Source organism: Natribaculum luteum (assembly GCF_023008545.1).
GTDB lineage: Archaea > Halobacteriota > Halobacteria > Halobacteriales > Natrialbaceae > Natribaculum > Natribaculum luteum.
Genome location: NZ_CP095397.1, coordinates 1 through 20,422 on the forward strand (window position 1 = coordinate 1; position 20,422 = coordinate 20,422).

The window sequence follows — 20,422 nt, forward strand, 5'->3', positions numbered from 1 at the left end:
CTCGCATACCCGCTTCCGGACGCCCGGAAGCAAGACGCACTTCGACGACGACGTTCTTAAACGCATGGAAGGTAGCGAGAGCTACGTCCGAGCGTACCGATCGCCGATGCCCGCGGCGTCGACGGGGCAATTCTCAAGACGACCGGGCCGAAAGGAATCGATATGAGCGAGTCGGACGTCGGCGTTACTCTCACCGTTCGCGCTGCCGAGAAGCGCGACGCCGGCCGCGGCGTCGCCCGCATTCCCGAGATGGCACGGCGAAAGCTGGGCGTTCTCAGCGGCGACACCGTCGTCATCGAGGGCGAAGAGAGCACCGTCGCCAAGATGTGGCCCGCAGATCCTACCGTCCCGGAAAACGTCGTCCAGATCGACGGCGACACTCGAGCGAACGCTGGCGTTCACGTCGACGACACCGTCACCGTCCGCGCCAAAGATCAGTCCGCGATCCAGGAGGCGAAGACGGTGACGCTGTCGCCACCGCCGTCGCTGTCGGCGGCGGAGGCGCGACTCGCCGAACGCGTCGCGAATCAGAAGCTCCGGAACCGGCCGATCCGCGCGGGCGAACAGATTCGGATCGAGGGCGTCGCCCCGGAGCCGTTTACCGTCCTCGAGACCGACCCGACGGGTGACGTTCGCATCACTGGGTCGACGACAGTCGACGTCACCGGCACCGAACGGGCTGGCGAACGTGCAGGGAGCGACTCGAGTTCGAGTGTGTCCCCGTCGGTCAGCCGGAACGTCGACGCCGAGGGCGACGCGACGACGTCGGGCGTCACCTACGAGGACATCGGCGGCTTAGACGAGGAACTCGAACTCGTCCGGGAGATGATCGAACTGCCGCTGTCGGAGCCCGAACTGTTCCAGCGGCTGGGGATCGATCCGCCTTCTGGCGTCTTGCTCTACGGCCCGCCGGGAACTGGAAAGACGCTGATCGCCCGCGCGGTCGCGAACGAGGTCGATGCGCACTTCGTCTCCGTCTCCGGGCCGGAGATCATGTCGAAGTACAAAGGCGAGAGCGAAGAACGGCTCCGCGAGAAGTTCCAGGAGGCAAGCGAGAATGCGCCGTCGATCCTCTTTTTCGACGAGATCGACTCGATCGCGAGCACTCGAGACGACGACGGCGACGCCGAGAGCCGTGTCGTCGGGCAACTCTTGACTCTGATGGACGGACTGGACGCTCGCGGCGAGGTGATCGTCATCGGGGCGACGAACCGCGTCGACACGCTGGATCCGGCGCTGCGTCGGGGTGGCCGGTTCGATCGGGAGATCCAGATCGGCGTCCCCGACGAACGAGGCCGACTCGAGATTCTGCAGGTTCACACCCGCGGCATGCCACTGGCCGACGACGTCTCGACCGAGAAACTCGCCGCCCGGACGCACGGATTCGTCGGGGCGGATCTCGACGCGGTCGCGAGCGAGGCGGCGATGGCTGCGATCCGGCGGCGACCGACCGACGCCGAGGACCGGGCCGCGTGGAACCGCGATCCCGAGGTGACGAAAGCCGACTTCGACGCGGCGCTCGCGTCGGTCGAGCCCTCGGCGATGCGCGAGTACGTCGCCGAGTCCCCGGAGACGGACTTTTCTGACGTCGGCGGTCTCGAAGAGGCGAAATCGACCCTCCGCGAATCGGTCGAATGGCCTCTGACCTACGATCGGCTGTTCGAGCGGACGAATACGAACCCGCCCTCGGGCGTCTTGCTCTACGGCCCGCCAGGGACCGGCAAGACCCTGCTCGCACGCGCGCTGGCTGGCGAGACGGACGTGAACTTCGTCCACGTCGACGGACCCGAGATCGTCGACCGCTACGTCGGCGAGTCCGAGAAGGCGATCCGGAAGGTGTTCGAGCGGGCCCGACAGGCCGCCCCGTCGATCGTCTTCTTCGACGAGATCGACGCCATCGCGGCCGCACGCGGCGAGAGCCACGAGGTGACCGAACGGGTCGTCTCGCAACTGCTGACGGAACTCGACGGGATGAGCGAGAACCCCAACCTCGTCGTCCTCGCGGCGACCAACCGAAAGGAACACATCGATCCCGCACTCCTCCGACCGGGGCGACTCGATACCCACGTCCTCGTTCCCGAACCCGACGCCGACGCGCGAACGAAGATTCTCGAGGTCCACACGCGTGGCAAACCGCTGGCCGACGACGTCGACCTCGCCGACCTCGCGGCCGACCTCGAGGGGTACACCGGGGCGGACGTCCAGGCGCTTGTCCGGGACGCATCGATGCAGGCGATCCGCGAGGTCGCGAGCGAGTACGGCCCCGAGGAGGCGAACGACCGGGCCGACGAGGTCGTCGTCGAGCGAAGCCACCTCGAGGCCGCCCGGGAGGCGATCGACGCGAGTCGCTGAGCGACGTCCCGTCTGGACCGGTCGGCTCTCGGGACTGTCCGGTTCGACGTAAACGCCATATTTTTCCCTGGCCGACGAGGGTCCGGCATGGGACGAATTGCCCGACTAGTGGGCGTCGTGGGTGGACTCGTGGCGCTGTGGATCGGCTGGGGGCTGTACGTCAGGGAGACGACCGAACGGATCGAGTACACGACGCTACGGACGCTCGACGGCGTCGAGATCAGGCGCTATCCCGCGGCGATTCTCGCGGAGACGACCGCGCCGGACTCGCGGACGGCGTTCGGACGACTCTACCAGTACATTACGGGGACGAACGCCCAGCGATCCGAAATCGAGATGACGGCCCCAGTTCGCACGGAGAGCGCCCGCATCGCGATGACCACGCCTGTTCGCTCGAGTTCGGCAGACGACGGCGTGACCATGGGCTTTTACCTTCCACAGGAGTACGACGGCGAGTCGGCACCCGTCCCGACCGATCCGTCGGTCGACCTGGTTCTCGAGGAGCCAAAGACCGTCGCGGTCCGGCCGTTCTCGTGGTACGCGACCGACGAGCGCGTCGAGCGGTACGAGCGCGACCTCCTCGAGACGCTCGCGGCCCACGACCTCGAGCCGGCAGCCGAGCCGTTCGTGTTGCAGTACAACGACCCGTTCACGCCGCCGTTCTTGCGGCGAAACGAGGTCGGGGTCGTCCTCGAGTGATACTACTGAACAACAGTCAGTACACACCTGATCGCGACTCGACGGCTGTCGCCACGCCGACAGCGTCTCACGTGCGATCAGTGTGTGACCCGTTTCGTCCAGCAGTATGAGCTACCGGTACCAGTCGACGCTCGTCGCCCTGTGGCGGGCGTCGTAGGCGTCGAGCCCTTCCCCGAGGAGCCAGCGAAGGCGGAGGTCGTCGTACAGCGTCGAGTGGGTGTAATCGACGAACGTCACGGGGACGACGAGCGCGCCGTCTTCACGGATCGCGCTCGCGACGATCGTGTAGACGTGTTTGTGTCGGTCGTCTTTGACGTAGCCCGCGAAGACCGGCGTGGTCTGCTCCGTGGCGTGGACGGCCTGGAGTGCGTCGACGGACCGACGGGTGAGCTCGTAACAGAACAGGCCGGTGTTCCCGCCGTCGGTGATCGACGCGAAGTCGGTCGACGACTCGAAGTACTGGCGGAGATCGCGCAACCCGAAGATGACGTTGTCCTCGACCGACCCGGCGGCGTACCGCGGCACGTCGTAGAACGTGTGCTCGCGAAAGCCGTCGACGAGCCCTTCGACGATCGCTTCCGGATCGGTCGGATCGGCGTTCGCGAACCCCTCGATCAGTGTCGCGTTCACGGAGCGCCGGCCCCGAAGCGCCGACACGGTGTAAGGGCGATCCTCGCTCGCGGCGACGAGATCGAAAAAGTCGGGGTAGCTGTCGTAGCGAAACTGTACGTCGCCCGCCTCGAGCGCCCCCAGGTCAGCGACCAGTTGCTCGAGCGGGCCGTCGGCGAGGCCAAGGTCCTCGTCGACTGCGGCGGCGTCTTCGGGGTCGGCCGTCGACGGGTCGAACGACGCGATCGGCTCGTCGCCATCGCCGTCACCGTCGCGGACCGAGACGACGCCGTCGTCCTGTGTAATCCGGTAGCCGTCGACCGTCGCGACGCGCTCGCCGGAGGGATACAGCCGCTCGGCGACGAGCGGATCGAGGTCCTGCCGTTGCAGGTTCGTTCCCGTCAGTCGGTCGTAGCCGAGAAAGACGTTGTCGACCGCCTTCCCGCCGCCGATGACGGCGCCGCCACCGGCGGCGGCCGCGAGCAGTTGTCGACGCGTCAGGTCCACGAACGTTCACCGTCGTCCGATTTATCGTCGTCGCTCAAATCCGTTTCGTCAGATACGTCCTCGAGATCGCCCTCCTCATCGTCCCCGAGTACGGAGTCGACCGCGAACCCGGCGTCTTCCTCGAGGACGATGGTCTCGCCCGCCGTTACCTTCTCGCCCAGTTCGACGGCGACGTCCTCGCGGTCGACGGCGGGCGGAAAGAGCACGTCGACGCGACTCCCGAAGGCGATGTGGCCGAGCCGCTCGCCCCGCTCGAGGTCGTCTCCGGGTTCGACGTAGGGGTGAATGCGGCGGGCGAACGCGCCGGCGATGAGCGTCACCTCGTGGTCGTCGTCCTCGTCGCCGGCGAACTGAACGCGAACCTTCTCGTTTCGATCCGAATCCTTCGAGAACGCCGGTCTGTGCGCACCCGGCGAGTGGTCGACCGCCTCGACGGTGCCGCCGAACGGTGCCCGGACGACGTGGACGTTCCAGACGTTCATGAAGACGCCCAGACGGACCCGATCGCCCTCCTCTCTGATGACCGAAACTTTGCCGTCGGCGGGCGAGACGGTCCCCGCCGGCGGCGGAGAGCGTTCCGGATCACGAAAGAACGCGAGCGTCGCGACGCCCAGCGCAAGCGTCAGGACGCTCGCGGTCACGCTGAAGACGAACGCGAACGGCGCGGCGAGCAGGGGGAAAACGGCGTACCGCCACGCCCCGGGTGCAAAGTTCATGCTGAGGCAATCGGACCGGAGTGGTTTGGCAGTTACGGGATTGGCGTCGACGACCGCGCTCCCGTCCCGTCGCCAACCGCCGTCCCGCTGTAAGAGTTCACTATCGTGACTCTCTTCGAAACTGATCAGCTCTATTTGCCGGCTACCGACGATCCGCCGACGGTAGTACCGTCCTTTTCCAGCGAGATACGGACCTCGAGCACGTGTCGGCTGCCGGACGAAATCGCGTAGAGGGCGGCCATGGATCGATTATGACCCCGTTCGGTCACGATCGTTCAATTCGTTGTCGTCCGAACCGTCACGGAAATCGAACAGTCAGCTGTACGTTCGAATTTCGACCTGCCTGTAGCGGCGTCGAACGATCACGACTGACGAAGCTCAAGCGTCGCTGACGGTGTCACGGCGAGTACCGTCCTGAAAACACAGCAGTCGGCGACGAAGACGGTCTGCGGACGATCACAGTGTGGATATCGACGACGAGACGGGAAGCGTTCAGCCACGACGGTAAACGACTGCATGGTCGACGATAAGGTAGACAGAAACAATGGGTCGTCGTGCCGTCCGCTGGATCGAGTTGAGTCCGTAAGGATGATCCACCGCTCACTTCGGAACACGTTCTCGTCGACTGCAGGGACGAGCGACGAGGACGACTCGACGGCAGCAGTTCGTCTCGCCGACGTCACCCACGAGTACGGCTCGAGTGGCCGACGATTTCGCTCGAGCGGCGAGCGATCGGTGACCGCACTCCGGGGAGTCTCCTTCGAGGTGCGGGCGGGTGACGTCGTCGGCCTCTCCGGACCGAGCGGGAGCGGCAAGTCGACGATCCTCCACGCTGTCGCCGGCCTCCTAGTGCCGACCGACGGCACCGTCGAACTGCTCGGGACCGACGTCACCGCTCTCTCCGACCGGGAGCGAGCGCGACTGCGACGTCGCCACGTGGGCATCGTCTTCCAGCGCTTTCACCTGCTCCCGTCGCTGTCGGCCCGCGCGAACGTCGCGTTGCCGCTCGTCCAGGCGGGCATCCCGCGATCCAGACGGCGCGAGCGCGCGACCACGCTGCTCGAGCAGGTGGGACTCGGCGATCGCGTCACCCACCTCCCCGGCGAGCTCAGCGGCGGCGAGTGCCAGCGCGTCGCGATCGCCCGGGCGCTGGCGACGGACCCGGACGTGATCGTCGCCGACGAGCCGACGGGTGAACTCGACACGGCGACCGGCGCGGACGTCCTCGAGGTGTTGACCGACGTCGGCCGCGACCGGGCGGTGCTGGTGGCGTCCCACGACGCCGCGACGCTGGCCGTCGCCAATCGAGTGGTCTCGCTTCGCGACGGAACGGTGGTCGACGATGAGCGGTGACGACGGCGGGCGACGGCGAACGCGGTGGGCCGGCCTCGTCGGCCTCTCGACCACCAGGCTGTGGAAACGCGCGACGCGGACCACGGCGGGTCGCGTCGCGGCGACGACCGGCGCGGTCGCGCTGACGATCGCGCTCTTGCTGGTCGTCACCGGGATCGCCCTGGCGCTTGCCGGCGGGGGTGCCGTGGCCACGGACGACGCTGCCGTCCGAGTCGCGCCCGAAGAGAGCGGGACGCTGTCGGCCGTCGACGGCGTCGAGGGCCCGCGACTCGGTTCGACCAACGAACGGGCCGCGGCGATCCGCTCGCAAGCGGACGTCGAGCACGCCTCGCCCGTCCTCGTCGAGACGGTGCAACTCGAGACGGCAGATGGCGACACGGCCCACGTCCTCGTCGTCGGCGTCGTCTCCGACGAGAGGCCACGAACCGTCGCGGGGCTGTCGACGGACTCCCTCGAGTCGGGCGACCCCCACTACGCCGAGGGATCGTACGACGGGCCCCGAACCGGCGAACTCGTCCTCTCCCGTGACGCGGCCGAACGGCTCGGCGCGTCGACCAGCGACGAACTCGCTGCCTCGAGCGTGCGGACGAGCGACGACGCACCGTCGTTCACCGTGACGGCCGTCGACGCCGCGGCGGACGGACGCGACGCCGACGTGCCGGTCGCGCTCGTCCACCTCAGCGAACTCCAGTCCCTGTCGGGCGGTGACGACGGCGAACTGGCCGACTGGGTACTGGTGTGGGGCGAGGCCGGCGCGGCCGAGTCGGCCGCCGTCGACGCGTATCCGGACGCGGCGGTCGCGTCCGAGCGCGGCGTCGATCCAGCGGCGCTGTTCGACGACGGACTCGCGTTCGCGACGAGCGCGATCGCGCTGCTCGTCGGCGTGACGATCTGTGCGTCGTTCGTCGCGACGACCATGGGGATGACCGTCGACGAGGATCGCCGAACGCTCGCCGTCCTCGAGGCTGTCGGGTTCCCGACGCACAGCCGGCTCGCGGTCGTCGCGATTTCGACGCTTGTCACGACGCTGTGTGGCGCACTCCTGGGCGTTGGGCTCGGCGTCGCGGGAATCGCCGCCGTCAACGCCGTCGCCGGTGCAACGGTTGCCCCGGGAACCGTCGCGGTCGCCCACCCCCTGTTCGTACCGTACGCCATCGTCGTCGCGCTGCTGTCCGGACTGGTGGCCGTCCCCTACCCGCTCGCGGTCGCTGCCCGGACGACCATCCTGGAGGAGGTGAGCCGATGAGCGTTCGCGGAGCGGCCGCTCGAGCGAACGCCGTCGTCGGACTCGCGCTCGCACAGCTTCGTCGATCGCCCGGTCGGACCGTCCTCACCACGCTCGCGGTCGCGCTGGCGGTGCTCTCGGTGACGCTGCTCGCGAGCCTCGGCGTCGGCGTCGTCGAGATGGGCGAGGAGGGGTTAGATCGGGCGAACCGGGATATCTGGATCACGAACGACCCGATCGACCCGTCCTCGAGCGGCACGGAGAACCCGATCGTCGGCGCACACGAGATCTCGGCGGACCTCACCGCCCGCGCCGACGTCCGCACCGCCTCGCCGATCGCGATGCACGACGTCTACGTCGGCACCGATCCCTCGGAACTCGAGCGCGTGCCCGCCGTCGGCGTCCAGCAAACCCACGACGGGTTCGACTTCGAGGCGGGCCGCGGGTTCGAACCCGAGGGAGATCCCTACGTCCGCGAACCCACCGACGAACCAACGCGGGAGGAGATCGTGATCGATCCCCGACTCGCCGACGACCTCGGCGTCTCGGTCGGCGAGACGATCTACGTCGGCACCAGCCGGGAGACGGCCCGATACGAGTTCACCGTCGTCGGCACCTCCTCGTACTACTCGACGTACCTGGGCTCGCCCGCGGTGACGGTTCCGCTCGCGGACCTCCAGGCGGTCGCCGGAACGTCGGGCACGGACCGGGCGACGTTCATCACTGCCGACGTCGCGGAGGGAGCAGACCGGGACGCCGTCAGGGACGACCTCGCCGCGGAGTACCCGCAGTACGACGTCCGCACCAGCGACGAACAACTCGAGTCGATGTTCCAGGAACGAACGCTCGTGCTCGCGAGCGGCGTGACGCTCGTCGGCCTGGCGGTAGTCGGCGGCGTGGTCCTCACGATCAACCTGTTCGCGCTCGTGGCCTACCAGCAGCGAGACGAACTCGCGGCGCTGCGTGCCATCGGCCTCTCCAGGCGGGTGCTCGCGGGGACGATCGGCGTCCAGGGACTCCTCATCGGACTCGTGGGCGGCGTCGTCGGTGTCGCGGCCACACCGCCGATTGCGGCCGGACTGAACCGGTTTGCCACGTCCGTCGTCGGCTTCGAACGACTCCTGCGGACGCCACTCGAAGTCTACGTCGCCGGCTTCGCCCTCGCGCTCTGCGTCGGGACGGTCGTCGCGGTCGTCACCGGCTGGCGGGCCAGCCGCTACGCCAGCATCGAACACCTCGAGGCCTGATACGGGCTGCTGTCCGTCAGTTCCGGTGTCCCGCAGGCCGGTCGCGATTGCACCGGTACATCGGTACCGCAGGCCGTACGACTCGAGCGGGCATCGTACTCCCCGCGCTTCGGATAGTTCAAACGGACGCCGTAATCCCCCCATCGACGCGGATGTTCTGACCGGTGATGTAGCTCGAAGCAGGTGAGAGCAGGTACGCGACTGCGTCTGCAATCTCTGCGGTCTGTGCCGGGCGTCCCATCGGGATTCGCTCTCTCGTTTCCTCGTCTACGTCGTAACTGTCGACGAAGCCGGGTTGAACCGTGTTCATCCGGATTCCGGCCGCTGCGTACTGGTCGGCGTAGAGCTTGGTGAAACTCCCGAGTCCAGCCCGAAGCACCGACGAGACGGGGAACGAACTCGACGGTTCGAACGCAGAGAACGTGGAGATGTTCACGATCGACCCGTGGCCCTGTTCTTCCATGATGGGTGTGACGAGTCGCGCCATCCGGACGGTGTTCAACAGCACGAGGTCCAGTCCCTCGTGCCACTCCTCGTCGGAGATGCCGAGGAGATCACCAGACGGTGGGTGGCCCGTGTTGTTCACTACCGCGTCGATACGACCGTAGCGCTCGTACGTCGCCTCGACGAGGGCTGCCAGGTCATCGGGATCGGTCACCGACCCTTCGAACCCATCTCCGCCGAGGTCGTTCGCAACTTCGACGGCGCTTCCCGACCGTGACAACAGAACCGGCGTGTATCCATCCTCGTCTAGCCGCCGGGCACAGGCTTCCCCGATACCGCTTCCCGCCGCTGTCACTACTGCGACTTTCGTATCAGCCATACGACTGCTAACGTGTCTGTGTTCATAACTGATGTGGGTTCTATTCAAATTATATTTATAGTAATTAATAACATGTGGGATAAGAGACAGCATTATGTTTATAATTTGTGAAGATAAGAGAACGCGCGAAGGAACTGTGGACAAGTTCTTTGTAACGTTGTCGGGTGGTTTGCTGTATGGGTTCGAAGGTGCTCAAAAAATCAGCTATTGCGGGAGTTATTTCGCTCACAGTAACATTGATCATAACCTATATTGCTTCACTAATCTGGCCGACACCGTGGGAACTGTTTCTCGCTGTCGGATTAGCCTCGTTCTTTTCAGCATTTGGTAGTGCGTACGGTGCACACGTAGAGTATCGTGATTGAAAACTGATAAGATGGTACGCGCTGTGAATACCCTACTCCCCTGTAGATGTCACTGTGCTAGATCGCACGTCTATATGTAGCACGCTTCTTTTGACAGCGCCTCGGTAGTCTGCTCGAGATTTGCTAAATACACAGCGCATATTTCTCAATCCAGTTCTTTCACCACTGCTGCCGGATTCCCCTGGACAACGACTTCGTCTGGAACGTCCTTGGTGACGACGGCACCGGATGCGATAACGGAGCTATCGCCGACCGTCACGCCGGGATTGAGAACCGCTTGGCCGCCGATCCAGACGTTATCACCGACTGTGACCGGTTTGCCGTACTCCGGCCCCTCGATTCGCTCGCTCGCATCGAGCGGATGCGTCGCCGTGTAGATGTGGACGCCCGGTGCGATCTGGCAGTTCTGTCCGATTTCCACCCGACACACGTCCAGGATGACGCAATCGAAGTTCGCATAGAAGTTTTCGCCGACGTGGATGTTGTACCCATAGTCACAGCGAAATGGCGGTTCTATCTCGCATTCTTCACCACAAGAGCCGAGAAGCTCTTCTAACAGTTCCCGTCGTTCGGTTTGGTCGTGTGCCGTCGTGCGATTGTAGCGTCTCGTGAGGTCACGTGCGCGTTTCCGCTCGGCCACAAGTTCGGGGTCGTCGGCGTCGTACAGCTCCCCGTTCAGCATCTTCTCTTTTTCACTATCCATGGTAGCGTTGATCGGTCGTTCGGGTTATATTCTCCGCACACTCCCAATGATGACCCGCATGTGGAGCGACCGGCGATGAAGACAGCGGATTCCGCGGTTGGATTCTACGTACTCGAGGCGGCCTCCTGTGTCACACCAGTTTCACGCTCTCGGCCTGGTTCACGCTCTCGTGGCGTGCGTCTCCATCGAATCGGCCGTCGTATCCTAGAGTCGGCGACGTTACTCGTCTCCCCGAACGTATCGCACAGAGTCGAGCCACTAGTCCGTCGGTATCAGTCCCAGAACGACTGGGTCCGTGCGTACTCGCGTTCCTGGCGCAGGATGTCCCGGTAGAAGTCGTCCTCGTCCTCGCGGAGTTTGTTGATGATCCGGGCGGCGTTGTGCGGTCCGACCCCGCGGGCGGCCATCGCGATCACGGCCTTCTTGCCGTGGCTCTGGACCAGACTCGCACTCCGGTAGGCGCGTTCGGTCAGCCGCTCCTGTTCCTCGTCTTTCTCTTCGGCGCGGACGGCCGCGACCGCCTCCTCGTCCCACGGGTTCAGTGCCGCGATTCGGGTCGATCCGCAGTTCGGACACTCCGGTTGCTCGCGGACCCGTCGGACCTTCGTCTTCGACTGCCACTCCTTGCAGTGGGTACACAGCAAGATGACGCGATCGTTCCGGATGCGCTCGCGGACCGTCTCGATGACGCTCGCGTCGGCGTTCTCGGGCGCGAGCAGTTCCTTCCCCGCCGAGCGACCGCCCCGTCCGACCGGGCTGTGTCCCCGGGTCGTCGCCACCTCGAGATCACCCTCTCGGATCGCCTCGAGCACGCGACTCGCCTGCTCGACATCCAGGTCCTCGTGGAACACCTCGCGGACGGCCTCTGCGTACATCGGCGTGTCCTCGAGTGCGGCCAGCAGGCGGTCGTTCGACAGTCGGCCGGACCCCTGCCAGCGTTTGAGCGCGCCGAACTTCGCCGACACCTGCGAGAGTCGAAAGGCGAGGGCGTCGGAGCGCTTGAGTCCGAGTTCGACGATCGTCTCTACGTGGCCGGGGTCGGTCTCCTCCAGCACCTCGAGGACGTCGCTCGTCGCGATCGACGTCGGCACCTCGAGTTCGATCCGGTAGGGGTCGATCTCCAGACCGACGGAGGAGCCGGTTCGCTGGCCGAGCAGCGCCGAGAGCACCCGACCGAGCGTCTCGTTGGCCATGTGACCGAGGTGGGCGTTGACGACGACCGTCCGGCCCTCGCGTTCGACCAGCACCCGGTCGTCGGTCGGCATTGGCGCGCCGCTCTCGACGTGGCGCTCGAGCGGGTCGACCGCCCGTTCGACGGTGTACTCGTCGCCGGGGTAGCGACTCGCCAGTTCTCGAGCGACGGCGGCCCCGTCGGCTCCGGCGGCGAGTTGCGCTTCGGCGACGTCGCGTATCTCTCCAACCTCCTGGGCGACGGCGTACGGGACGGGGATCTCCTGGCCGATCCAGGAGGGGATCTCGCCGGCGGGGTCCTCGATGGGGCTGACCTTCACGACGCCCTCGTCGTCGTCGACCTCCGCGATGCGCCACATCTCGCCACGCTGGACGAACACCTCACCCGGCGTGGCGAAGTTGACGACGAACCGCTCGTCCAGGGTCCCGATCTGCTTGCTCGAGGCGATGTCCGTGACCTCGTAGGTCTCCTCGTCGGGGATCATCGAGAGGTTCGCGTAGACGTACTGCCAGGTGCCGCCGCTCGTCTCGATGCGGTCCTCGCTCTCGTCGAACCAGACGATCCGATTGCGGTGGAGTTCCGAGAGGACGTCGCGGAACTGCGCTTCCGTGAGGGCCCGGAAGGGGTACGACCGCGAGACGATCTCGTAGGCGGTCTCGACGAACGTCGCGCCCTGGCTCTGGACGATGCCGGGGATCTGGTTCGCGACGACGTCGAGACTCCCCTCGTGGATCGCCGCGGGTTCGACCTCACCGGCGCGGGCGCGACGGGCGATCGCCAGCGCCTCGAGTGTGTCGTCCGGCCGCGTCGTGACGATCGTCCCCCGAGAGACGGCGTCCATGCGGTGGCCCGCCCGCCCGATCCGCTGGAGCAGGCGCGTCACCTGGCGCGGGCTCTGGTACTGGACCACGTGGTCGACGCTGCCCACGTCGATACCCAGTTCCATCGAGGAGGTACAGAGCAGGCCCTCGAGTTCGCCCGCCTTGAACCGGTCTTCGACGTCGATCCGGGCCTCCTTCGAGAGCGAGCCGTGGTGGACGCCGATCGGCAGGTCGAGTTCCCGAAATCGGGAGCCCAGCGCCTCGGCCGTCTGTCGAGTGTTGACGAAGATCAGCGTCGACTCGTGGTCGGCGACGAGGTCCCGAATCAGGCGGACGTGACTCGCCGTCTCGGGTTCGGTCATCAGTTTGCCGGCGAGGCGTTCGTCCTCCTCGGTGATCTCGGGCTCCCGGACCGCCACGGAGACGTTACTCCCGACGTCGATCTCGCGGATCTCGCAGGGGCGAGCGCCCGTCAGGAACTGTCCGACCGCCTCGGGGTCGCCGACGGTCGCCGAGAGACCGATCCGCTGGAACGGGCCCGACAGCTCGCGCAGGCGCTCCAGGCCGACCGCCAGTTGCGCCCCGCGCTTGGAGGCGGCGAGTTCGTGGACCTCGTCGATCACGACGTGGGAGACGTCGGCGAGCGCCTCGCGCAGGCGTTCGCCCGTCAACATTGCCTGCAGGGTCTCCGGCGTCGTGATCAGCACGTCCGGCGGGTCCTCGGCCTGCTTTCCCCGTCGATACTGGGTCGTGTCGCCGTGGCGGACGTCCACCTCGAGGTCGAGCGTCTCGCCCCACCACTCGAGACGTTCGCGCATGTCGCGGTTGAGCGCTCGCAGCGGCGTGACGTACAGCGCACCGAAACCGTCTGGCGGGTCGGCGACGAGGTCGTCGAAGACGGGCAACATCGCGGTCTCGGTCTTGCCACTCCCGGTCGGCGCGATCACGAGCGTGTCCTCGCCGGCGGCGAGTGGCGGAATCGCGAGTCGCTGTGGCGCTGTCGGCGTCGAGAAGCCGCGTTCGGAGAGGGCCTGACGAACCGTCGAACCGAGGTGGGTGAACGCCGCGACGTCCCCGTCGGTCATCGGATCCGACTACGGGCGAACGTCGGATAAGACCGTTGTTTCGCACATTACAGACCGGTTTGAGCGATCCGAGCGATCACTCGAGCCCCCACTCTTCGTCCTCGAGCCGTTCGGTCGCGAGGTCGTCTCGATCGCCGAGGACGCGAAAGACGAAGCCGGCGTCGTCGCGCTCGAACTGGAGATCGATCGTCGTCACGTCCGCGGTCACCTCCCGGACGATCGGCGACGGCCGACCGGCGGAAGGGGACTCGAGGTCGTAGTCCTCGTAGGCGATCTGCGTCGACGCCTCGATCAGGTCGTCCTCGCCGTAGACGTCGGCGTCGATGCCGCCGCCGGTTTCCATCTCCCGTATCTCGAGTCGGTACGTTTCCATCGACACACTGGTCGGAGTTCGCACAAAAACAAGGGATTCGGGCTTGCAGGTGCCGTTTCGGTCGGCCGCTACTTCCAGGGCGTCCCCATCACCTCGGCCTGAATGCCGTGGCCGACGCGCAGTCGGCAGTCCGACTCCGGCGTCGCGACGCAGGCGAGGACGAACCCTCGATTGCGGGCGCGCTCTTTCAGTCCGCGAGGGACTTCGACGTGGGTGACCTCGCCCTCGAGTAGCTGTGCGGTACAGGTCCCGCACGCGCCGTACAGGCAGCCGTAGGGGACGGACAGGCCAGCTGCTTCCGCGGCGTCGATGATCGTCTCGCCCCGACCGACGGCGATCGTCTCCTCCCGGCCGTCGTCCCAGACGAGGGAGACGGTGTGGGAGTCTCGGTTCCGGGAACGGGACACGGAGTCGAGGTCGGGATCGGGATCGGAGTCGGAATCGGAATCCGAAGACCCCATCGGCTCACTGCCAGACGTCGCTGGTGCAGTCGCCGCCGGGCCACCGGATCTCGTGGGCGCGGGCGGGGCCGCCGGGCGCGTCGCCGAAGTCGACCAGGAACTCCTCGTCGAGTTCCATCCGGCCCTCGTCGGGGAAGACGTCGGCTTTTAGCATGAGCGACCCTTCCTCGGCGATCTCCGGGTAGAACTGGTTGTCCCACGTCGAGAACAGCGACGTCGTCCAGTAGAGCCGACGGCCGTCCCGGGAGAGTTGCAGCATCTGTGGTGCGCCGCGGATCTCGGTGCCCTTGACCTCCTGGCGGTCGCCGAAGAGGCCGCCGGCCCAGATCCGGTCGACCAGCCGCGGGTTACCCATGTCGCTGACGTCGTACATGCGGACGTCGCCGTGGAGCCAGTTCGAGTAGAACAGGTACTGGTCGTCCAGCGAGAGGACGATGTCGGTGATCAGCGGCGGCACGGGCATGTCCCAGTCCTCGTGCTCGCGTGGCTCCTCGTCGATGGCGACCTCCCAGTCCCAGGTGCCGTCGCTCTCCTCGAAAAAGCGGATGATGTTCGAGGACAGCGCCGCGCCGACGTAGCCCTGGGTCTCCTCGGGATTGTGGCTCATCCGAACCTCGAGTGGGATCTGGCCCTCCTCGCCGAACTCGAGGGTCTGGACGTGCTCGCGGCTCTCCCAGTCCCAGATGTGGATGCTGTCGCCGTACTTGCCTGCCTCGACGTCGTCGAGGTCGAAGCCAGGGTAGTAGGTATTCGGCGCGGCCCACTCCGTCGAGATCATGACGTCGTGGCGCGGTTGGTACCAGTAGTCGTAGTTCATCTCCATCTCGCCGCGGTCTGCCTCCCAGTGGCCGTCGATCGTGAAGTCGTCCTGGTCGAGCTGGAGGAAGCCACCGGGGAGTTCGCCGTCGGCGTTCCCGAGCATGCTGATGACGACTTTTCCGCCGGGGACACAGTGGACCGTGTGCGGGGCCGAGAGGTCGTGCTCGAAGATCTCCTCGGGTTCGATCACCTTCACCATCTCCGGATTTCGTGGATCCTCGACGTCGATGATGTGGATGCGCGAGGAACGCTGGCCGGGGACGACGAGGTACTGCCGGGAGAGCCCCTCGGCGTGACAGGACGACGAACAGGCGTTCCAGCCGAAGTGGTGGAGTTCGTCACCCTCGTTTGGCATCTCGACGACGTCGACGAGTTCGCTGTACGTCTCCGACTGCGGGTCGACGTCGACGATGCCGACGAAGCCGGGTCCTTGCTGTTCCATCCCCACCCGCGGTGCCATCACGTACGCGGTCTTCTCGCGTTCGGATTCGGTCCGCATGGCCGCTGGCGTCGGATAGCCCGGCCCCTCGACGTCCGGGTGTTCGTGGGCGTGTTCTGCGTGGCTGTGGGCGTGGTCCTCGGTATCGCTCATAGTGTTACCCACTCAAGGTATGTTATCTCGAACCATGGTATTTTCTATGCAATTCCTGTCACATTCGCCGGTCGAAACGGAGTCGTCGCGACACGATCCCCGTCGACGACCGAGAGAAGGATCACACGGCCCGTCGGCTCGAACGCCGACGAACGTCAATCGCTCCGTTCGTTCAACAGCAACTCCTCGCGGCGCTCGGGATCCTCCGCCGGCGAGAGCGCCACGGCCTCGAGTGTCGCGACGTCTTTCGTCGTCCGTGGGCCGCCAACGCCCGTCGCGACGAACCGCGACTCGTAGTCGGCGACCTCGGCGAGCGGTCGGCCGTCGCGAAAGAACGCGAGCAGCCCGTCGAGGGCGGTTTCGACGTCGACGCAGACCCGATACCCGTCTGCCGACTCGACGAGCACGTGTGTCGTTTCCCCGGGAACCGACGCCAACTCGAGCAGCGCCGACACCTCGACGCCGCGCCAGGCGGCCGTGTAGTGGTCGCCCGAGTTACAGTCGATGCGGACCGGTCGCTCTCGAGACGGGAGCGCCGCGAGGTCGTCGCCGGCCATCGTCACCTCGTCGTCGCCGACGACGGTGATCGGCGACGAGAGCACCGGTTCGTTCGAGCCAGTCATGCTGTTCTCGTGGACAGATGGCGTCGACCACCCTAAGCGTTGGCCGGTGCTCGGAGCCAGTCAGCACGACATCCCGAGACAGAAACCAGGCGGGTCAGACGGATCGATACGGTCCGAGTCGCGTCCCGTCGAGGAGGTAGGCCTCGCCGTCGGCCAGCCCGCCGGGCAGAAACGGCGCGAGAAACGACTGTCCCTCGACGTTCACCCACGTCCCGCCGGCAAGGTCGTTGAACGCCGGGACGACGACGAGTCGGGGCGGCGTTCCGCCCTCGAGCCACGGGAGCCCCTGGTAGGCCGATCGCTCGGCGAACGGCGCGGGATCGACCCTGCCTCGCAGCCACGCCGGTTCGACGCGACTCCCGCCGACCCCGTCCTCGAGGCGCACGCACGGGTGCTCGTGGCCGATACAGACGACGTCGGCCTCGAGCACCTCGCGGGCCGGCCAGGTGTGGCCGTGACAGACGCCGACGTCGCCGAGTCGGACGCCGTCGCCCGGAACGATCTCCACGCCGCCCGCCCGCTGGTCACCGAACCACGTCTCGATCATCCCGTCGTGATTGCCCTTCACCACCGTCACCGAAAGCGTCGGCGGCAACGACTCGAGCAGGACCTCGAGTTCGCCCCGTTCGGCACCGCCGGGGTCGCCGATCGAGTGCATCAGATCGCCGAGGACGACGAGCCGATCCGGAGCCGTCCGCTCGACGAGCGCCAGCAGCCGCTCCCGTCGCTCGTCGGCGCGGCTCGGCACGTCGACGCCGCGTTCGTAGCGCAAGCCGGCCTCGTAGCCCGCGTGGTAGTCGGCGACGACGAGTGCCCGTTCGTCGCCGAGCCGTGCCACGGCCGCCGGCTCGTCGGGCACCGGCTCGAGCAGCGGTCCAGGACCGTCCCGACGCGGTTCGTCTCTCATCTCGGCTCGCGACTCAGATCGCTTTCAGCGTCTCGTCGTCGGGTTCGTAACACTGACCGCCCATCAGCGCGTCCTGGATCGCCGACTCGACGTCGTCTTCGGTCGCGCCGGTCTCGTCGGCGACCGTCTCGATCACCGTCGAACGGTCGGCTCCGCTCCCGTCGTCTAACTCGTTCATCGTCTCGACGACGCGGGCTTGCAGGTCGACGTCCTCGAGGTCGGCATCGTCGTCTTCGTCCTCGTCGTCGTCGGTCGCGTCGCTCTCGTCGACCTGCTCGTCGACGGCCGCCGCCGGAGTCGCCTCCTCGAGGTCCTCGGCCGGTTCGGTCTCGTCTTCGATCGTCTCGACTGCGTCTTCGGCCGGTTCGGCGCTCTCCGCCGGCGTCTCGTCGGCGCTCTCCGCCGGCGTCTCGTCGCCGCCCTCGCGGTCGTCCGGTTCGGGCACGTCGATGTCCGCCTCGCCCGGGTCGCCGACTTCGGCTCCGGTCGAGAACTCGGCACCGAACTCCTCCTCGAGTTCCTGTCGCTCCTCGTCGTCCATCTCGTACATGCCGTCGTCGAAGCCGCCCGACTCGAAGTCGCCGAGGTCGTCGCCGTCGTCGTCCATCGACCCGTCGAGCACCTCACCGTCACGTTCGGCGGCGTCCATCGGCGACTCGGCTGCAGGCTCCGATTCCGACTCCCGGTCGGATTCGGCGTCGAACTCGACCACCGTCTCGGACTCCTCGGTCGACCCGGGCGAGTCCGCACTCGCGTCCTCGGTGCCTTCGCTCGAGGCGGTCGACTCGGTCGCCGTCGGTGTCGTAGACTCCGCGTCGCCGGACGACGTCTCACCGACCGTCGCCGAGGTCGCTTCGGCTTCTGCGTCGGCTTCGACTACCGGCTCGGATTCCGGTGTGGACGCCGCACTCGCAGGTGCCACGTCGACCCCGAGGCTCCCCCGCTCGGCGAGTGCGGCGAAACTCGGGGCGTCGGGGGCCGTCGCGTCGGGCTGGCGGCCGAACGGTTCGACCTGGTCGCGCTCGCCCGCGATCACCTGAACGGCGTCGACCGCGAGGTCGTACAGTCCCTCGAGGTACGCGGGCGTCGTCCCGTAGTGGTCCTGTGCCAGCGGGATTCCTGCAGCAAGTCCCTCCTCGAGTCCGCTCTCGAGGAGCGCGTCCTCGAGGGCGTCGCCGTAGACGTCGAGGTCGGCCGCCCGCGCGTAGGCGGCGATGCGCTCGATCGTCTGTTCGGCCGTGCCGACGACCCAGCGGTCGCGGGTGTCGGCGTCGACGGTGGCGATGCTCTCCGGTCGGATGGAGGTGTAGACGCGATCGGAGTCGTCGGGCTGGAACGTGCGGGCCTTGCCCGTGACCGCGACGAAAAGCGGCGGCTCGACCTGCTCTAAGAAGGCGAGTTCGTCGGGCTGGTACTGTCCGGCGTAGACGACGAACGCGCCGGTCGGATCGACCACGCGAGCCCGGAGCATCTCCTCGTTGACCTGCGTAATCTCGGTGAGCGTCCCCACGACGAACAGCCGGTTGACCCGCGCACCTGTGGGCGTGACGACGTAGTTCGGTGCGCGCTCCTCGTCGCTCTCGGTGTGGGAAAGCGTCGCGTCGTCGTACTCCGCCGCGAACAGGCGGTAGGCGATCTCGCGACCGCCACCCTCGACGCTCATGCTCCCACCTCCGCGAGGAATGCGACCGCTCGATCGGCCGGATCGTCCGCGCTCTCCTCGAACGACGTCGCGTCGAGGTTCGCACCGTACTCGTCGACCGAGAGGTGTCCGCGCACGCGGTACTCGCGGCCGACGATACGCTCGCGGATCGTATCGGCGACGGCTTCCTGGTCCATCGCGTCGCGGGCCTCCTCGAGGGCGTCCTCGAGGGTGCCGCCGTAGACCTGCGCGGTGAGTTCGTCGTCCAGAACGACGGTGACGGTCCCCGTCCCGTCGTCGAGGATCGCCTTCACTCGCAGATCGTCGACGCCGTCGACGCTGCCGTGGGTGCGACACTGTCCTTTCTGGATGACGCGGTTGCACTCGGGACAGCGCTGGATGAGCCCGGAGCCGTCGCGGACCGCGATCAGGTTGCCGACGAGACAGACGTCGTAGACGCCGCCCGTCGCGACCGCCTCGCCGACGTCCATCTCCGGCGCTTCGGTGCCGACGTCGACCTCGCGCTCGAGTGGCGCCACCGTGGAGAACTCGGAGACGTTCACCTCGGGGACGCCGCGGAACTCCCGGACGTAAGCGTTCTCGATCCGGACCGACGCGCCCTCCTCGATCGCCGGATCCGGATCCCAGTTGGTAAACGGCAGTCGACCGCTCTCGTCACCGAAGACGCCGCTCAGGATGTCCGTCTCGCCGTCGCGGCCGTCGATCGTCCGCCGCTCGCACTCGAGCACCGCGACCTCGATCGTCACCGCACGGTCGCCCGTCCGGAGGCCGGCGAGGTCGGCCTCACCGCCGATCTCGTATGGCACCTCGAGCCCGTCGTCCACGAAGGCGATCGAGGTGCTCTCGCCGAGGTTGAGTTCGGGTTCGCCGTCCCACTCGCGTACGGAGGCGTTTCCCGCGGTGATCGTGTCGCCGGGCGAGAGGCCGAAGTCCTCCCAGGCGGTGTAGTCGACGACGCCCGTCTCGTCCGCGAGTCGTCCCTCGACGATGACGTGGTCCGATCCCTGGTAGCGGATCGAGCGCTTGCCCGCCGAGAGCACCGTCGCGGTGACGGTGACGTTGCTCGAGTCGGGCGTGATCTCCGCGACGTCGACGGACGTCGGCGTGGCGCCGCCGCCCGCGGAGTCGTCGCCGTACTTTCGTCGCAAGCTCTGTTTCGCCTCGTCGATCGGTACGCTGTACTCGACGAGGTTCGCCAGGTCGCTTTTGACCTCCTCTTTGTCGACGCCGAGGTCGGAGGCGAGATCCTCGGCATGATCATCGAGATCCATCACTCGCCTTTCGTCC

At 66.7% G+C, this 20,422-nt stretch carries 18 protein-coding genes; 6 read left to right on the forward strand and 12 right to left on the reverse strand.

Going from position 1 to position 20,422, the window contains the following annotated elements; translation table 11 throughout:
- Nucleotides 1–162: 162 nt before the first annotated feature.
- Entirely contained in the window at nt 163–2,352 is a 2,190-nt protein-coding gene (locus MU558_RS00005) for a CDC48 family AAA ATPase (protein ID WP_246970754.1), read from the forward strand.
- Between the two features lie 87 nt (nt 2,353–2,439).
- Nucleotides 2,440–3,051 (forward strand): SOUL family heme-binding protein, encoded by a 612-nt coding sequence (locus tag MU558_RS00010; protein ID WP_246970756.1) that lies wholly within the window; start codon nt 2,440–2,442, stop codon nt 3,049–3,051.
- Between the two features lie 111 nt (nt 3,052–3,162).
- Here the strand turns inward: MU558_RS00010 and MU558_RS00015 are convergent, their stop codons facing one another.
- Nucleotides 3,163–4,167 carry a hypothetical protein gene (locus MU558_RS00015; RefSeq protein WP_246970758.1) on the reverse strand — a complete coding sequence of 335 codons (1,005 nt, stop codon included), beginning with the start codon at nt 4,165–4,167 and terminating at the stop codon, nt 3,163–3,165.
- Entirely contained in the window at nt 4,158–4,883 is a 726-nt protein-coding gene (locus tag MU558_RS00020) for a protein sorting system archaetidylserine decarboxylase (RefSeq protein WP_246970760.1), read from the reverse strand. The genes MU558_RS00015 and MU558_RS00020 overlap by 10 nt, the downstream gene beginning before the upstream one ends.
- Nucleotides 4,884–5,471: 588 nt before the next feature.
- On the opposite strand from MU558_RS00020, the gene MU558_RS00025 reads away from it, so the two are divergent.
- Genes MU558_RS00025 through MU558_RS00035 form a run of 3 tightly spaced genes read left to right on the forward strand, consistent with a single transcriptional unit; the run spans nt 5,472 to nt 8,708 of the window.
- Nucleotides 5,472–6,236 (forward strand): ABC transporter ATP-binding protein, encoded by a 765-nt coding sequence (locus tag MU558_RS00025; RefSeq protein WP_246970762.1) that lies wholly within the window; start codon nt 5,472–5,474, stop codon nt 6,234–6,236.
- Nucleotides 6,226–7,482: an ABC transporter permease gene (locus tag MU558_RS00030; RefSeq protein ID WP_246970764.1), complete on the forward strand. Its 1,257-nt coding sequence runs from the start codon at nt 6,226–6,228 to the stop codon at nt 7,480–7,482. The genes MU558_RS00025 and MU558_RS00030 overlap by 11 nt, the downstream gene beginning before the upstream one ends.
- Nucleotides 7,479–8,708 (forward strand): ABC transporter permease, encoded by a 1,230-nt coding sequence (locus tag MU558_RS00035; RefSeq protein WP_246970766.1) that lies wholly within the window; start codon nt 7,479–7,481, stop codon nt 8,706–8,708. Before MU558_RS00030 ends, MU558_RS00035 begins: the two co-directional genes overlap by 4 nt.
- Nucleotides 8,709–8,826: 118 nt before the next feature.
- Here the strand turns inward: MU558_RS00035 and MU558_RS00040 are convergent, their stop codons facing one another.
- Nucleotides 8,827–9,531 carry an SDR family oxidoreductase gene (locus tag MU558_RS00040; RefSeq protein WP_246970769.1) on the reverse strand — a complete coding sequence of 235 codons (705 nt, stop codon included), beginning with the start codon at nt 9,529–9,531 and terminating at the stop codon, nt 8,827–8,829.
- A 176-nt stretch (nt 9,532–9,707) separates the two neighbouring features.
- Between MU558_RS00040 and MU558_RS00045 the strand changes: the two genes are divergently transcribed.
- Nucleotides 9,708–9,896, forward strand: a complete 189-nt coding sequence (locus MU558_RS00045) for a hypothetical protein (RefSeq protein WP_246970772.1) — start codon at nt 9,708–9,710, stop codon at nt 9,894–9,896.
- Nucleotides 9,897–10,041: 145 nt separating this feature from the next.
- Here the strand turns inward: MU558_RS00045 and MU558_RS00050 are convergent, their stop codons facing one another.
- From MU558_RS00050 to MU558_RS00090, 9 genes are all read right to left on the reverse strand, one after another.
- Nucleotides 10,042–10,599, reverse strand: a complete 558-nt coding sequence (locus MU558_RS00050) for a sugar O-acetyltransferase (RefSeq protein ID WP_246970775.1) — start codon at nt 10,597–10,599, stop codon at nt 10,042–10,044.
- Between the two features lie 272 nt (nt 10,600–10,871).
- A complete protein-coding gene (locus MU558_RS00055; protein ID WP_246970777.1) occupies nt 10,872–13,697 on the reverse strand; it encodes a DEAD/DEAH box helicase in 2,826 nt (941 codons plus the stop codon).
- Between the two features lie 76 nt (nt 13,698–13,773).
- Entirely contained in the window at nt 13,774–14,076 is a 303-nt protein-coding gene (locus MU558_RS00060; RefSeq protein ID WP_246970779.1) for a hypothetical protein, read from the reverse strand.
- A 62-nt stretch (nt 14,077–14,138) separates the two neighbouring features.
- Nucleotides 14,139–14,531: a 2Fe-2S iron-sulfur cluster-binding protein gene (locus tag MU558_RS00065; RefSeq protein WP_246970781.1), complete on the reverse strand. Its 393-nt coding sequence runs from the start codon at nt 14,529–14,531 to the stop codon at nt 14,139–14,141.
- Nucleotides 14,532–14,535: 4 nt separating this feature from the next.
- A complete protein-coding gene (locus tag MU558_RS00070) occupies nt 14,536–15,942 on the reverse strand; it encodes a selenium-binding family protein (protein ID WP_246970782.1) in 1,407 nt (468 codons plus the stop codon).
- A 155-nt stretch (nt 15,943–16,097) separates the two neighbouring features.
- Nucleotides 16,098–16,565, reverse strand: coding sequence for a molybdopterin-dependent oxidoreductase (locus MU558_RS00075; RefSeq protein WP_246970784.1), 468 nt, complete (start codon nt 16,563–16,565; stop codon nt 16,098–16,100).
- A gap of 94 nt (nt 16,566–16,659) precedes the next feature.
- Nucleotides 16,660–17,472, reverse strand: a complete 813-nt coding sequence (locus tag MU558_RS00080; protein WP_246970786.1) for a metallophosphoesterase — start codon at nt 17,470–17,472, stop codon at nt 16,660–16,662.
- Nucleotides 17,473–17,485: 13 nt separating this feature from the next.
- The gene (locus tag MU558_RS00085) at nt 17,486–19,135 is read right to left on the reverse strand and encodes a hypothetical protein (RefSeq protein WP_246970788.1); all 1,650 of its coding nucleotides are present in this window, start codon (nt 19,133–19,135) and stop codon (nt 17,486–17,488) included.
- On the reverse strand, nt 19,132–20,406 hold the full coding sequence (locus tag MU558_RS00090; RefSeq protein ID WP_246970790.1) for a Single-stranded DNA binding protein: 1,275 nt from the start codon (nt 20,404–20,406) through the stop codon (nt 19,132–19,134). The genes MU558_RS00085 and MU558_RS00090 overlap by 4 nt, the downstream gene beginning before the upstream one ends.
- Between the last annotated feature and the right edge of the window lie 16 nt (nt 20,407–20,422).

What these genes read in the sequence shown, in the direction of transcription:
- MU558_RS00005 (WP_246970754.1), top strand. Translation starts at nt 163, where the DNA reads ATGAGCGAGTCGGACGTCGGCGTTACTCTCACCGTTCGCGCTGCCGAG.
- MU558_RS00010 (WP_246970756.1), top strand. Translation starts at nt 2,440, where the DNA reads ATGGGACGAATTGCCCGACTAGTGGGCGTCGTGGGTGGACTCGTGGCG.
- MU558_RS00020 (WP_246970760.1), bottom strand. Translation starts at nt 4,883, where the DNA reads ATGAACTTTGCACCCGGGGCGTGGCGGTACGCCGTTTTCCCCCTGCTC.
- MU558_RS00025 (WP_246970762.1), top strand. Translation starts at nt 5,472, where the DNA reads ATGATCCACCGCTCACTTCGGAACACGTTCTCGTCGACTGCAGGGACG.
- MU558_RS00030 (WP_246970764.1), top strand. Translation starts at nt 6,226, where the DNA reads ATGAGCGGTGACGACGGCGGGCGACGGCGAACGCGGTGGGCCGGCCTC.
- MU558_RS00035 (WP_246970766.1), top strand. Translation starts at nt 7,479, where the DNA reads ATGAGCGTTCGCGGAGCGGCCGCTCGAGCGAACGCCGTCGTCGGACTC.
- MU558_RS00040 (WP_246970769.1), bottom strand. Translation starts at nt 9,531, where the DNA reads ATGGCTGATACGAAAGTCGCAGTAGTGACAGCGGCGGGAAGCGGTATC.
- MU558_RS00045 (WP_246970772.1), top strand. Translation starts at nt 9,708, where the DNA reads ATGGGTTCGAAGGTGCTCAAAAAATCAGCTATTGCGGGAGTTATTTCG.
- MU558_RS00050 (WP_246970775.1), bottom strand. Translation starts at nt 10,599, where the DNA reads ATGGATAGTGAAAAAGAGAAGATGCTGAACGGGGAGCTGTACGACGCC.
- MU558_RS00055 (WP_246970777.1), bottom strand. Translation starts at nt 13,697, where the DNA reads ATGACCGACGGGGACGTCGCGGCGTTCACCCACCTCGGTTCGACGGTT.
- MU558_RS00065 (WP_246970781.1), bottom strand. Translation starts at nt 14,531, where the DNA reads ATGGGGTCTTCGGATTCCGATTCCGACTCCGATCCCGATCCCGACCTC.
- MU558_RS00070 (WP_246970782.1), bottom strand. Translation starts at nt 15,942, where the DNA reads ATGAGCGATACCGAGGACCACGCCCACAGCCACGCAGAACACGCCCAC.
- MU558_RS00075 (WP_246970784.1), bottom strand. Translation starts at nt 16,565, where the DNA reads ATGACTGGCTCGAACGAACCGGTGCTCTCGTCGCCGATCACCGTCGTC.
- MU558_RS00080 (WP_246970786.1), bottom strand. Translation starts at nt 17,472, where the DNA reads ATGAGAGACGAACCGCGTCGGGACGGTCCTGGACCGCTGCTCGAGCCG.
- MU558_RS00085 (WP_246970788.1), bottom strand. Translation starts at nt 19,135, where the DNA reads ATGAGCGTCGAGGGTGGCGGTCGCGAGATCGCCTACCGCCTGTTCGCG.
- MU558_RS00090 (WP_246970790.1), bottom strand. Translation starts at nt 20,406, where the DNA reads ATGGATCTCGATGATCATGCCGAGGATCTCGCCTCCGACCTCGGCGTC.